The sequence below is a fragment of the Kosakonia sp. BYX6 genome (assembly GCF_038449125.1).
Taxonomy (GTDB): domain Bacteria; phylum Pseudomonadota; class Gammaproteobacteria; order Enterobacterales; family Enterobacteriaceae; genus Kosakonia; species Kosakonia calanthes.
The window spans coordinates 3,400,056-3,413,219 of the sequence record NZ_CP151800.1 but is presented as its reverse complement, the minus strand read 5'-3'; the positions used below and the strand labels follow the sequence as shown (position 1 = coordinate 3,413,219).

General features: G+C 54.9%; 11 protein-coding genes and 1 pseudogene. 3 read left to right on the top strand and 9 right to left on the bottom strand.

Annotated elements, in window-relative coordinates:
- Positions 1-8 precede the first annotated feature (8 nt).
- A pseudogene (locus AAEY27_RS16040) lies at positions 9-481 on the top strand (flavoprotein).
- A gap of 223 nt (positions 482-704) precedes the next feature.
- Complete coding sequence (locus AAEY27_RS16035; protein WP_342321718.1) at positions 705-1,049, top strand: helix-turn-helix domain-containing protein; 345 nt, start codon at positions 705-707, stop codon at positions 1,047-1,049.
- A 49-nt stretch (positions 1,050-1,098) separates the two neighbouring features.
- Here AAEY27_RS16035 and ompC read toward each other — a convergent pair whose 3' ends face one another.
- Entirely contained in the window at positions 1,099-2,226 is a 1,128-nt protein-coding gene (gene ompC / locus AAEY27_RS16030) for a porin OmpC (RefSeq protein WP_342321717.1), read from the bottom strand.
- Positions 2,227-2,748: 522 nt separating this feature from the next.
- Between ompC and AAEY27_RS16025 the strand changes: the two genes are divergently transcribed.
- Entirely contained in the window at positions 2,749-3,651 is a 903-nt protein-coding gene (locus AAEY27_RS16025; protein WP_342321716.1) for a LysR family transcriptional regulator, read from the top strand.
- Here AAEY27_RS16025 and AAEY27_RS16020 read toward each other — a convergent pair.
- The 8 genes from AAEY27_RS16020 to AAEY27_RS15985 form a co-directional block, all read right to left on the bottom strand.
- Positions 3,641-4,060: a winged helix-turn-helix domain-containing protein gene (locus tag AAEY27_RS16020; RefSeq protein ID WP_342321714.1), complete on the bottom strand. Its 420-nt coding sequence runs from the start codon at positions 4,058-4,060 to the stop codon at positions 3,641-3,643. The two genes, AAEY27_RS16025 and AAEY27_RS16020, sit on opposite strands and share 11 nt — an antisense overlap.
- Positions 4,061-4,145: 85 nt before the next feature.
- The gene (locus tag AAEY27_RS16015; protein WP_342321712.1) at positions 4,146-5,381 is read right to left on the bottom strand and encodes an EAL and HDOD domain-containing protein; all 1,236 of its coding nucleotides are present in this window, start codon (positions 5,379-5,381) and stop codon (positions 4,146-4,148) included.
- Positions 5,382-5,661: 280 nt separating this feature from the next.
- Positions 5,662-6,951: a Zn-dependent hydrolase gene (locus AAEY27_RS16010; RefSeq protein ID WP_342321711.1), complete on the bottom strand. Its 1,290-nt coding sequence runs from the start codon at positions 6,949-6,951 to the stop codon at positions 5,662-5,664.
- A 24-nt stretch (positions 6,952-6,975) separates the two neighbouring features.
- Positions 6,976-8,424: a dihydropyrimidinase gene (hydA, locus tag AAEY27_RS16005; protein ID WP_342321710.1), complete on the bottom strand. Its 1,449-nt coding sequence runs from the start codon at positions 8,422-8,424 to the stop codon at positions 6,976-6,978.
- 19 nt (positions 8,425-8,443) lie between these two features.
- Positions 8,444-9,748: an NAD-dependent dihydropyrimidine dehydrogenase subunit PreA gene (preA, locus tag AAEY27_RS16000; RefSeq protein ID WP_342321708.1), complete on the bottom strand. Its 1,305-nt coding sequence runs from the start codon at positions 9,746-9,748 to the stop codon at positions 8,444-8,446.
- Positions 9,741-11,114: an NAD(P)-dependent oxidoreductase gene (locus AAEY27_RS15995; RefSeq protein WP_342321707.1), complete on the bottom strand. Its 1,374-nt coding sequence runs from the start codon at positions 11,112-11,114 to the stop codon at positions 9,741-9,743. Before AAEY27_RS15995 ends, preA begins: the two co-directional genes overlap by 8 nt.
- Before the next feature lie 315 nt (positions 11,115-11,429).
- Entirely contained in the window at positions 11,430-12,077 is a 648-nt protein-coding gene (locus AAEY27_RS15990; protein ID WP_342321705.1) for a TetR family transcriptional regulator C-terminal domain-containing protein, read from the bottom strand.
- Between the two features lie 42 nt (positions 12,078-12,119).
- Positions 12,120-13,133, bottom strand: a complete 1,014-nt coding sequence (locus AAEY27_RS15985; RefSeq protein ID WP_342321704.1) for an ABC transporter substrate-binding protein — start codon at positions 13,131-13,133, stop codon at positions 12,120-12,122.
- Positions 13,134-13,164 lie beyond the last annotated feature (31 nt).

The following is a 13,164-nucleotide window of genomic DNA, read 5'->3' as shown; positions in this document are numbered from 1 at the left end:
GAGCATGCATGTCAGGGTTTGTTATGCGACACGCACAAAAACCGCGCGTCATTGTGGGGATCGGCGGCGCATCTGGCTTCTCCTACGGATTGCAGGCGCTGCGTTACCTGCGCCAGCTGGACGTTGAAAGCCATTTGGTTATCTCACCGGCGGGGCATTTGAACCGCGAACATGAAACCACCTTGACCGAAAACAACGTCGCGGCGCTGGCGGATGTGGTTTATCCGTTTTGCGCGGTCGGCGCGGCAATTGCCAGCGGATCGTTTCGTACCCTCGGCATGCTGATTGCCCCTTGTTCGATGCATACCCTGGCGGCATTGTCTTTCCACCGGTGCCAGCGTTGTACGCAAAGCCCGCCAGTGTGGAAGAAATCATTACTCATAGCGTGGCGCGGGCGTTGAGCCTGCTCGATCTGGATTGTGCCGATCTGCCGCGATGGGGGGAAAACATGACCTTAATGAGCAGGAGTAAAGACGCGTGATTATTGGACTTTATATCAACGGATCGGCGGTGTTTATCGGCGGGATTGTCGGGGCGTTGCTCAGTTCGCGCTGAAATGATGGCGATTGCCAGGCATTAATTTCACCATGCGATTAGACAATTCCGAATAATATATCTTTGAAAATAAGTGCGACATCCGGTCATATTTCAGTAAGTATCGTCACGCTAAGGTGAGCGCTCCTGTTTCTAAGGAGGCTCTGACAATGGGTATGCAACAGGCAGTGATCCTTGAAATCCAGCAATGGATTGATGACAACATCGACAGACCGCTGAAGATAGAAGAGGTTGCCATGCGGGCGGGGTACTCGAAATGGCATTTGCAGCGCTTGTTTCAACAGGTGCTACAGATCCCGCTAGGCATTTATATCCGCGAGAAGCGTCTGGAAAGCGCCGCGCAGGAGCTGCTTGAAAGTGGGCAAACCGTCATGACCATTTCGACAAAATACGGCTATGACTCGCAGCAGACCTTTACCCGGACATTTACCCGTAAATATCGAATGCCGCCAGGTGTCTGGCGACGACATATTCAGCATATGCAGGAACGATAATTCAACAGGGATGCGCAAAAAGGCGGCAATTGCCGCCTTTTTTATGTCATCAGAACTGATAAACCATACCGACTGCGACAACGTCATCGGTATTAATACCGGCTGCATCGGTAAATTCATCGTCGTCAATTAAGTTGATTTTATAATCGACGAACATATTGAAGTTTTTGTTGAAGTAATAAGTGGCGCCGAGATCAACATATTTTTCAATATCCTGATCGCCATAATTCGCGCCTGAAGTATTGCTGCCAATATCCTTACCTTTGAGCGAGTTATAAGCGACGAATGGCTGTAAACCGAAATCAAATTGATAACTGGCATAGGCTTCGAAAATCTGCGATTGGTTAGCATAACCATAAGCTGTGGTGGTATCGGAAGAACTACCAAAACGCGACGCGTTATAAGCCTGAGTAAACATGGCGGCCAAATAAATATTATTGGCGTCATATTTCAGTGCGCCGGAATAAGCTTCTGCGCGATCGCCATTACCGAGAATATTCTCATCGGTATTTTGTTCCGTTGTGCGTTTCGAGCTGCTCATTGCGCCCACCACGCTTACGCCTGCGCCAATGTTATATTCCAGCGACATACCATAGCCGTCGCCATTCTGGCGCAGCACATTGCGCCCGGCACCGGATTCGCCGCTGCCGTCGTTTTTACCCTGGTATTGCAATGAGAAATTCAGACCGTCGACCAGACCGAAAAAGTCGGTATTACGGTAGGTCAGCATGCCATTGCCACGGTTAAACATAAATTGATCGGAGCCGTAGGTCATGGCATCGAATTCTGGCTGCATATCGGTATAACCGAGGGAGTCATATAAAATACCTTTATTACGGCCATAATCAATGGAGCCATAATTCGCCACTTTTAACCCGGCAAAGCCATAACGGGTGCGTGGCGTATTGGTGTCGCCTTCTGATTTATTGGCGTCGATATGCATCTGCCATTGGCCGTAACCCGTGACCTGGTCGTTAATTTGCGTCTCACCACGGAAACCTAAACGCATATAAGTTTGGTCGCCATCCCAGCCGCTGTTATCAGAGAAATAATGTTCGGCTGACACCAAACCATATAAGTCTAACTTATTACCATCCTTATTATAGATTTCTGCAGCCTGTACCGACGAGCACAGCACCGCAGCAGAGACTAAAAGACTCAGTTGAGAAATTTTCATATTAATAAACCCTTAGGAAATGCCACTGTTTTTATATAGCAACAAGAATGCACCGCCATTTATGAAAATGGTTCATGGATGATTCAGGTTGTTGGATATTGTTTATCACCCGTTATTAGCGGCTGTAAATCTTTTAATTATTTTTAGCACATATCGTTAAATATGAATTTAAATCACCATGAACTATTTTAAAACGCACAGATCGCCAATATGTTCAGCCTCTCTTTAGGTTACTTTACAAATGTTTTATTAACCTCATTGCATTTTTTTGTTGTCTACTGCTTATTTTTCTCTCTATCCGGGGGTAATTCCCCGGCTTTTATTGGCAAAAGATGCGCTTAAATAGCGAGGGGGATTTAATCAGCGTTTTATTCGCAGTGAATAGCGGATGTTTAATTTTTAAATATCTGCCGCCGCTGCATGGTTATATTATTTGATTAATAACAGAAAGTAATTGTCATTAGCGTAAAAGTGATGATCGTGTAGCATGGCGAGGTGTGAGTGGCTGAACAGGGGACAACAATGCTAAAAGACAATTTCACCGATCTCTTTTATTTAATTGTGGTCGCGCGGGAACGCAGTTTTACCCGCGCGGCGGCAAAATTAGGGGTCTCGCAGTCCGCACTCAGCCATGCGATTCGCGGCTTAGAAGAACGCTTAAAAATCAGGTTATTAACCCGCACCACGCGCAGTGTCGCGCCAACGGATGCGGGCGAAGCGCTGATTAACAGCATCGGCCCGCGTTTTAAAGAGATTGAGGAAGAACTCATTTCGCTGACCGAGGCGCGCGATCGGGTAGCCGGCAATATTCGCATTACGTTAGGCGAGCACGCGTTAAATTCCGCAGTGTGGCCGGCGATCAAACCTTTTTTGCAAACCTACCCGGATGTGAATGTGGAATTCACTATTGATAACACGCTGACCGATATTGTCAGCGGACGATTTGATGCAGGCATCCGCCTTGGTGAACAGGTCGCGAAAGATATGGTCGCCGTGCGAATCGGGCCGGACTGGCGCATGGTGGTGGTTGGTTCCCCGGCGTATTTCGCCCGCCACGGCAAGCCGCAAAGCCCGCATGATTTACAGCATCACAACTGTATTAATATGCGCCTGCCAACGCTCGGCGGATTATACGCGTGGGAATTTTCTAAAAACGGCCAGCAGCTGCGCGTGCGGGTCGAAGGGCAACTGACCTTTAATCACCTGACATCCCGCGTTGACGCGGCGATAAGCGGCATGGGGCTGGCGCTGGTGCCGGAAGATTGTGTCGCGCAGGCGGTGGCGGACGGCGCGCTGGAAACCGTGCTGGACGAATGGTGCGAGCCGTTTCCCGGCTATTTTCTTTACTACCCGAGTCGCAAGCAGCACACCGCCGCGTTTGCGCTGTTAATCGACGCGCTGCGCTACCCGCCCATTAACGCATGACATGTTCTGCGGCGGCGTACTCATCGCATCGAAAAAAGCTTTTCCGGCAATAGAGTTGCAGCACGCATTCCGGCGGGATCATGTAGCCTTTGCCGCCGACGCGCAAAATAAAATCCTCCGGCAAAGCAAACTGCGCCAGCTTGCGTTTCAGGTTATTCATCACCTGCCATAAGCGCTGGCTGGAGCAACTCAGGCCGTTGTTTTCCCACACCTGAATTTGCAGCACGTTGTCTGCCACCACTTCACCAACGGCGTGTTGCAGAAGATACGTCAGCAGGTTCGCCATTGTCGGGCGCAAAAACTCGGCGTTTCCCGGCGCAGCATAGTGAATCAGCCGTTTTTTAAACGGCAAAAACTCCACATCGTAGTCACTACCGAGGCGATAGCCATATACCGTAAGTGATTTCATCGTATTGTCCAAAGGCGGGCGTCATAGTGATTACATCGGCCTTTTGGCGCGGGAACTAAAATCGACGGGAGGAGCAGAGCGGGGATCACACCCCGTTCGCGGGAATATCGTTAGTCCATTTGGTGGCGGCTTTGATCAGTTCCGCAACGTGGCTGCGATTAAAGCCAAGGCGGTGGCCGAGCGCGCTGACCTCTTCCCATTGGTGCTTTTCATACAGCTCAACCAGCCGTAAATAGGGGTAGAGCGGGCCTTTTTTCTCTTTTAGCGCCATCATCACGCTGACGGAAATATCGATTTGCCCGATCAAATCGGCCATCGGCATTTCAAAAATGCCGTCCAGTTGCGAAAACAGCCCAACGATAAATGCGTCATCCGCCGAGTGGCGGCTGATGGAGTGCGACGACGCCAGTTCGCAGAACTTCGCGCGGATCAAACTTTGCCGGTAAATCTCATCCGTGGTCTCTTTGTTCACCGATGTCAGGCAGGAGACCAGCACGAAGCGGCGCAACTCGTTGGCACCGAGATAAAAAATAATGTCTTTCAGCGATTGGCTGCGGAAATTCTTGATGCCGCGCGCGTTAAACACAATGTTTTGCGCGTAACGCATGATCTTAAATGACAGCGCAAGATCTTGTTTTAACAGGGCTTCAATCTTGCCAAAGTCCGGTGAATCGGCATTCACCTCTTTCATCAGCTTTAAGGTGATCTCCTGGTTCTGGATCAGCTTATTCCCCGCGTGGATCACCGGTTTACTGAACAAATGCCCCTGAAACAGCGTGCAGCCCATATTTTTGTAGCATTCGTACTCTTCCTGCGTTTCCACTTTTTCAGCCAAAAACACCGTGTCTTTCAGCAGATGCGCTTTGTCATTGATATAGCCGCTAATCTCTTGCGGCGAGTTGTTGCGCACGTCGAATTTGATGATGTTGATATAGGGCAGGAATGCGTTCCAGGTATCGCCCAGCGCGAAGTCATCCAGCGCGATACGAAAACCGTGCGCAGAGAGCTTTTTAACGGTTTTCAGCAGCAGGGGAGTGGGTTCAGCCGTTTCGAGAATTTCCACAATCACGCGATCTTTCGGCAACGTCTCCGCCATGCCCTGCACCAGTAATTCATAGGGGAAGTTAACGAAAATCGCGCTGTACTCTTTCAGTCGACCGAGCGGCGCGCCAAGAAATTGTTCCACAATGATCTGTGCGGTGGCGTATTCCGGCGTAACGTCGGGAAAACGGTTCGTCATACTGTCTCTGAACAACAACTCGTAACCGACTGTGTTCATATTTGCATCAAAAATCGCCTGGCGGGCGACAAAAGAGAACATTCGATACTCCACTTACAGATGCCTGCAAATCTAAAAAAGCCGGTGGCGCGCTGACCTGAACCGGGTAATCCCAGCCACTCTTCCAGCGGGATAAAATGGAAGCCTGGACGAAAACGGGAAAGACGCAAGTCGGACTTAGGGAAGGCAGTATCTTTTGTAAACTTCTGAAGAATTTAAGTCAAATTCCGAATGGCGGAATAATGGCGCATTGCGCTATTTTCAGGCAACTGAGGCAAAAAATAACCCGATTACGTCTAACCGGGTTATGACGGGCAAAAAATCAGGCGTGGCGGGCGCAAACACCGGCGTGTTCCAGCATCGCGTGTAACAGCACATTTGCCCCTGCTGTAACTTGTTCCGGTGAAGAATATTCAACCTCGTTATGGCTGATGCCGTCTTTGCAGGGAATGAAGATCATGCCGGTCGGCGCGAGCATGCTCATATACACCGCGTCATGCCCGGCGCCGGAGACAATATCCATTTCCGAATAACCCAAATGTTGCGCGGCACGGCGTACCGCCGCTTTACACTCGGCATGAAACGGTGCGGCGGGGTAGTGCGACACTTGTTTGAGCGCAATACCGAGGCCGGTTTCTTGCGCGGTCTGCGCGATAAACGCCTTTAGCGCGGCATCCATCTCGTCCACTTCAGCATCGGTCATATTGCGAAAATCGATAGAGAACGTCACGCTGCCCGGTACCACATTGCGGCTGTTCGGGTGCACCTGCACCATGCCGACCGTGCCGCGCCCATGCGGAGCGAACTGATCGGCAATCGTGATCACCTGCTGCATAATGCGCGTCGCAACTTGTAATGCATCCTGGCGCATCGCCATTGGCGTTGGGCCAGCGTGCGACTCCATGCCGGTCACCGTGCAGTCATACCAGCGAATGCCGAGCACCGCCTGCACCACGCCGATATCGACATTGCGCTCTTCGAGAATCGGCCCCTGTTCGATATGCGCTTCGAAATAGGCGCCAATCGGGTGCTGGCCGGGAATGTTCTCGCCTGCGTAACCAATCTTATGCAGTTCCTGCGCCACGGTTTTGCCTGCGGTATCGGTCGCCGCATACGCCACTTCCAGCGGGAAAATCCCGGCGAACACGCCTGAACCCATCATCACTGGCACAAAGCGCGACCCCTCTTCATTGGTCCAGAACACCATTTCGACCGGCGCGTCCGTTTCCACGCCGTTATCGTTTAGCGTGCGGATCACTTCCAGCGCCGAGAGCACGCCAAAATTGCCGTCGAATTTCCCGCCAGTTGGCTGCGTGTCGATATGGCTGCCCGCGACAATCGGCGGCAGCGCGTTATTGCGCCCGGCGCGGCGCATAAAAACATTGCCGATTTGATCCACGTCCACCGTTAACCCGGCTTCTTTGCCCCAGCTCACCACCAAATCGCGGCCCTGGCGGTCAAGATCGGTTAGCGTCAGGCGACAACAGCCGCCCTTTGGCGTCGCGCCGATTTGCGCCAGATCCATCAGCGACTGCCATAGCCGCTCACCGTTAATACGCAAATCACCGATATCGACACCCCGTTGTGTTGCGGAAATCACTTCGCTGCTCATGCTATTCCTCCTCACGGAATAAGATTAACGAACCACCGCCTGCGGTGCGCGCTGGCGCTCCCAGGCAGCCGCCGCGCTGAAATCCGGGCCAAACGCCGGACGTTTGATATAGCGCCCGGCACCTTCGCGGGCGCGCAATTCCCCGTCGGCATACACCACCACGCCCTGGCTGACGGTATAAGCTGGAATGCCCGTCACTACGCGGCCTTCGAAAATATTGAAGTCATTGCGCGAGTGGTGCGTGCGGGCAGAAAGCGTTTTGCTGCCTTGCGGATCCCACAGCACCAGGTCTGCATCCGCGCCTGGCGCGATGCAGCCTTTGCGCGGGTAAATATTGAATAACCGCGCAGTGTTGGCGGATGTGATGGCGACAAATTCGCTTGGCGTCAGGCGACCGCTGTTAACGCCCGCATCCCACAGCACCGCCATGCGCTCCTCGACACCGCCGCAGCCGTTGGGGATCTTGATGAAGTTATCCAAACCCGCGGCTTTCTGGTTGGCGCAAAAGGTGCAGTGATCGGTGGCGGTGGTGTGTAACTGACCGGATTGCAAACCGTGCCACAGCGCGGCCTGGTGGGATTTATCGCGAAACGGCGGGCTCATCACATGCGCGGCGGCAAAACCAAAATCCGGGTGGCGATAGACGCTGTCATCCACCACTAAATGCCCGGCCAGCACTTCGCCATACACCCGCTGCCCGCGCCCGCGAGCGCGCGCGATAGCCTCGGCAGATTCGCGGCAAGAGACATGCACCACGTAAATCGGTACGCCCATAATGCTGGCGACGGTGATCGCGCGGTTGGCGGCTTCACCTTCCACTTCCGGCGGGCGCGAAAGCGGGTGCGCTTCCGGGCCGGTAATGCCCTGTTTCAGCATCTCCTGTTGCAGCAGGTACACCATTTCGCCGTTTTCCGCATGCACGGTCGGCATCGCGCCCAGCTCCAGGCAGCGGCGGAAACTGTTCATCAGGGTTTCGTCATCGCACATGATGGCGTTCTTGTAGGCCATAAAATGTTTGAAGCTGTTCACGCCTTCTTGCGACACCAGCGTGCCCATGTCCTCGCGTACGCTTTCATCCCACCAGGTGATCGCCACGTGGAAGCTGTAATCCGCCGCCGCTTTCTCCGCCCAGCCGCGCCACTGGCGGTATGCTTCCATCAGCGGCTGCTGCGGGTTAGGAATCACAAAATCAATGATTGTCGTGGTGCCGCCCGCCAGCGCCGCGGCAGTGCCGCTGTAAAAATCATCCACCGTGGTGGTGCCCATAAATGGGAAATTCATATGGGTATGCGGGTCGATGCCGCCGGGCATCACATACAACCCGCCCGCATCCACGGTTTCGGTCATCGAGGGTAATTCCCACAGAGAGGAATCGCCGACGGCGGCGATCACGCCATCCACGCACAGCACATCGGCGGTGCGCTGGTGGTCGGCGTTGACGACCGTGCCGCCTTTAATCAACAGATTACGCATGCTCTTCTCCTTCATCATTTCAGGCGGTGGTCGCCAGCGGGTTATTCGGGTGGGTGGTCCAGTTGGCATACTGGGCGGAAACCATCTGGCCGGTGCGTTTGTCGATGTCGCCTGGTTGCACCTGGCGCAGGGAAATACAGTTTTCCACTGGGCAGATTGAGGCGCAGAGGTTGCAGCCGACGCAATCTTCTTCGCGCACTTCAAAGTGGCGTACGCCCGCTTTTTCGGTGGTAATGGCCTGGTGCGAAGTGTCTTCGCACACCAGATGGCAGCGCCCGCACTTAATGCAGCTTTCCTGGTCAATCACCGCTTTGTCGACGTGATTCAGGTTGAGGTAGCGCCAGTCGGTCACGCTGCCCAGCGCCATGCCGCGAAAGTCCTCCAGCGTGTGAAAGCCTTTCTGATCCATGTAGTTTTCAAGACCACTGATCATGTCGCGCACAATCTGGAAGCCATGCACCATCACCGCGGTACAGACCTGCACATTGCCGCAGCCCAGCGCAATAAATTCCGCCGCGTCGCGCCAGGTGGAAATGCCGCCAATGCCGGAAATCGGCAGCCCGCGCGTGGCGGCGTCGCGGCCAATTTCCGACACCATATTCAGCGCGATCGGTTTCACTGCCGGGCCGCAATAACCGCCGTGAGAACCCTGGTTACCGGTGTGCGGCGTCATGACCATTTGGTCGAGATCGACGCCCATCACCGAATTGATGGTGTTAATCAGCGATACCGCATCAGCGCCGCCCGCCCGAGCGGCGCGCGCCGGGTAGCGAATATCGGTGATATTGGGCGTCAATTTGACGATCACCGGCAGGCGGCAATACTGCTTGCACCAGCGGGTGACCTGTTCGATGTACTCGGGCACCTGGCCGACCGCTGCGCCCATGCCGCGTTCGCTCATGCCGTGCGGGCAGCCGAAATTCAGTTCAATACCGTCTGCACCGGTGGCTTCCACCTGCGGCAGGATCCCTTTCCACGCCGCTTCTTCGCACGGCACCATGATCGACACCACCACGGCGCGATCCGGCCAGCGCTGCTTAATACGGGCGATCTCCTCCAGGTTGATGGCCAGCGACCGGTCGGTGATCAGTTCAATGTTGTTCAGCCCGAGGACGCGACGATCGGTGCCGCGCAAGGTGCTGTAACGCGGTCCGCTGACATTCACCACATGCGGGTCGATACCGAGGGTTTTCCACACCACGCCGCCCCAGCCCGCCTGGAAAGCGCGCTCAACGTTGTACTCTTTGTCGGTGGGCGGCGCAGACGCCAGCCAAAAAGGGTTCGGGCTTTCAATGCCCAAAAAATTCGCGTGCAGACTAGCCATGGGAAGACTCCTGAAAAAGGGTGGCATTGGCGGCCTGGGAAATTGCCAGCGAGAGCGCCATAGAACGGGCTGCGGCTTTGCCCTGTTTCACCGCATCAACCGTCAGATCCAGCCCGCCTGCGCAGCAATCGCCCCCGGCCCAGACGCCGGGCAGTGAGGTGCGACCATCACAATCGGTGGCGATTCGCCCGTCTTCAAGCTGTATGCCCGGTGTAGGCTCTGCATCAAAGCGCTGACCAATCGCTTTCAGCACCATATCCGCTGCCAGCGTAAAGATTTCACCGCTCTCGTCGGTGTTCGGGTTGGTGACGGTAAACGTCACGCCGGTCAGCCTGTTGTCTTGTTGCTCAAAGCGCAGCGGCGCGGCCCAATGGCGCAGCGTCACACCACACTGTTTGGCCCACATTTGCTCTTTAATGGACGCTTTCATCTGCGCTTCGCCACGGCGATACACCAGCGTCACGCTGCGTGCGCCAAGTTTTTTCGCCTGTACGGCGGCGTCCACGGCGGTCATGCCTCCGCCGATCACCACCACATCGCGGCCGATCGGCAACTGGCTGAGGTCACGGCTCTGGCGCAGTTCGGCAATAAAGTCCACCGCTTCGCGCACACCCTGCGGTTCGGGCATGGCGCTGTTGAGCGCGTTAACGCCTGCAAGCCCTAAGCCGAGGAACACGGCGTCATAGTTTTCGCGCAGTTGCGCTAATGAGAGGTGCTGCCCGAGCGCCATGTTGCTGTGCAATGTGATGCCGCCAATCGACAGCAGCCAGGCCACTTCCTGCGCGGCAAAATCCATCACTTTGTAACGGGCGAGGCCGTATTCGTTCAGCCCGCCAGCGAATTCATGGGCATCAAACAGATCGATGTCATGCCCGGCCTGCGCCAGGTGGTGCGCGACGGTTAAACCCGCCGGCCCGGCGCCGACAATCGCCACCCGTTTACCGGTGCGGGCAGAGCGGGTAAACAGCGGTTTGCCCGGTTGCGCGAAGAAACTGTCCGTCGCGTGGCGCTGGAGCAGGGCGATATTGAGCGGGCGACCATCCTGGGCGTTACGCACGCAGTCTTGTTCGCACAAGGTTTCTGTCGGGCAGACGCGGGCGCAGGTGCCGCCGAGAATATTGGCGCGCAGGATCACTTCCGCCGCGCCGCGATCGTTGCCTTGGGCAATGCGTTGAATAAAGCTCGGCACATCAATTTCCGCCGGGCAAGCGCGGGTGCAGGGGGCGTCAAAGCAGTAGTAACAGCGTTCGGCTTCAATCACCGCCTGAGCAGCAGAGAGCGCGGGGTGGCTTTCGGCAAACGCGTCGGCGTATTCCGCCGCTGTTCGCCTGCCCGCGCAAATCCCCGGCGTATCGAATGTAGTCATGCATGGCTCCTGATTTCCTGACCAGATGGTTAAGTTTTCAAAGATAACCATGCTATTTATGTGCCATTTTATTCAGCCGGGCGGCAGGGCAGGTGAAATCAAGGGTTGGGTGATCAAAAGGATTATTTGCACCACAATGATCGTCTCTTTTTGGTGCAGATTGCTCCATTATTGACGAGGTTTGCCATATTTAGCGGCAAATTATCATTGGCAGTTCGGTTCGGATTTGGTAGGCCTGATAAGCGAAGCGCCATCAGGTGTTTTGCCGGATGGCGGCTAACGCCTTATCCGGCCTACAAGTGCAGCGACATCCAACTATTCAAGCCCGCAAATCCGCCAAACGCTGCTTAACACATGCGCGGTGGCGCGGGTTTGTGCCGCTTCGCTGGTCATCTCTTCACCGGACACGGCGGCAATCTGGATATCAAAATCCGCATAGGTTTGCGTCATCGACCAGACGCTAAAAAAGAAGTGCGTGGTATCCAGCGTCCGCAGCTTTCCGGCGGCGATCCAGCCATCAAGAATGTGTGCTTTCTCCGCCACTAACTGGCGCAAATCGCGCTTTAACAGCGGGTGAACCACTTGCGCGCCTTGCAGGATCTCATTGGCAAACAGCTTCGAGGCCGCCGGGCGGCTGAAACTAAAGGTGATTTTTCGCCCCACATACTCGGCGAGCGCCGTTTTCGGATCGGCCCGCGCGCTGATGGCCTCGAGCGGCGACAGCCAGTCATGAAGAATATTTTCCAGCACGCGCAAATAGAGGGTTTGCTTGTTGCCGAAGTAGTAATGCAGGTTCGCTTTCGGTAGCGCGGCGGCATCGGCGATTTGCTGCATCGTCGCGCCGCGAAAGCCGTAACGGGCGAACACCTGCTCGGCGGCAGGCAAAATAATGGCTTCGTTATCCTGGCGAATCCGCCCCTTTTCCGACGCGTCCAGCGCGCCGCTGAGCAAAACGTCATTCATACACTGCTCCGCAAAAGAAGCGCCATCCGTGGCACCCGAGGGTTACTTCAGTTTCGCTGCGGCGTCCCATACCGCGTGGGTCATCCCGTCATCGCCGGGGTCTTTTTTGATAACCGGCGTATCGCCGCCGCTGTGCAGCAGCACGTCAATCGTGCGGCGGTAAGCGGCCGGGTCGAGCCAGCCGATTTTCGGCGTATTGGCATGGGTGATAAGCTTCGCCACGTTCTCCATCTGCCGGGTTTGCACTTCTTCCGTTGCCGCACCGGAAGCGTCTTGCTCGACAACAATCTTCGCCGCTTCTTCCGGGTGCTTCACCGCGTAATCCCAGCCTTTAAACGACGCTTTCAGGAACTTCGCCATTTTGCTGACGAACGCCGGATCTTTCAGATCCGTTCCGAGCACATACAAGCCATCTTCCAGCGTGGAAACGCCCTGATCCTCATACGGGAAGTTCAGCAAATCGTCCTGTTTCAACCCGGCGTCAATCAACTGCCAGTACTCGTTGTAATTCATGGTCGAAATACACGCCGCCTGATCCTGCAACAGCGGGTCGACGTTAAAGCCCTGTTTTAAAATGGTAATGTCTGTGCCCGGCTTGAGTTTCAGCTTGTTCATCCAGTTAAAGAACGGGTATTCATTGCCGCCGTACCAGACGCCGAGGGTTTTACCTTTAAAATCGGCAGGTGTTTTAATGCCGCTCGATTTTTTGCAGGTCAGCATCATCCCGGAGCGGTCATACACCTGGGCGATATTCACCAGTGGCACGCCCGCTTCGCGCGAGGCCAGCGCATCCGGCAGCCAGTCGACAATCACATCTGCGGATTTCCCGGCAATCACCTGCACCGGGGAAATATCTGTGCCGCCGGGTTTAATGGTCACCTCCAGCCCGGCGTCTTTGTAAAACCCTTTCTCCTGCGCCACGTAATAACCGGCGAACTGCGACTGCGGCAGCCACTTAAGCTGCAACGTCACTTTCTCAGCAGCTGTCGCCTGAAAGGCCAGCACCGACATTGCCGCCAGCAACAACCCCCGGCGAAAAGCGAAACTTTTTATCATTAGAGAACTCCTCGGGTTAATGAGCTAATCA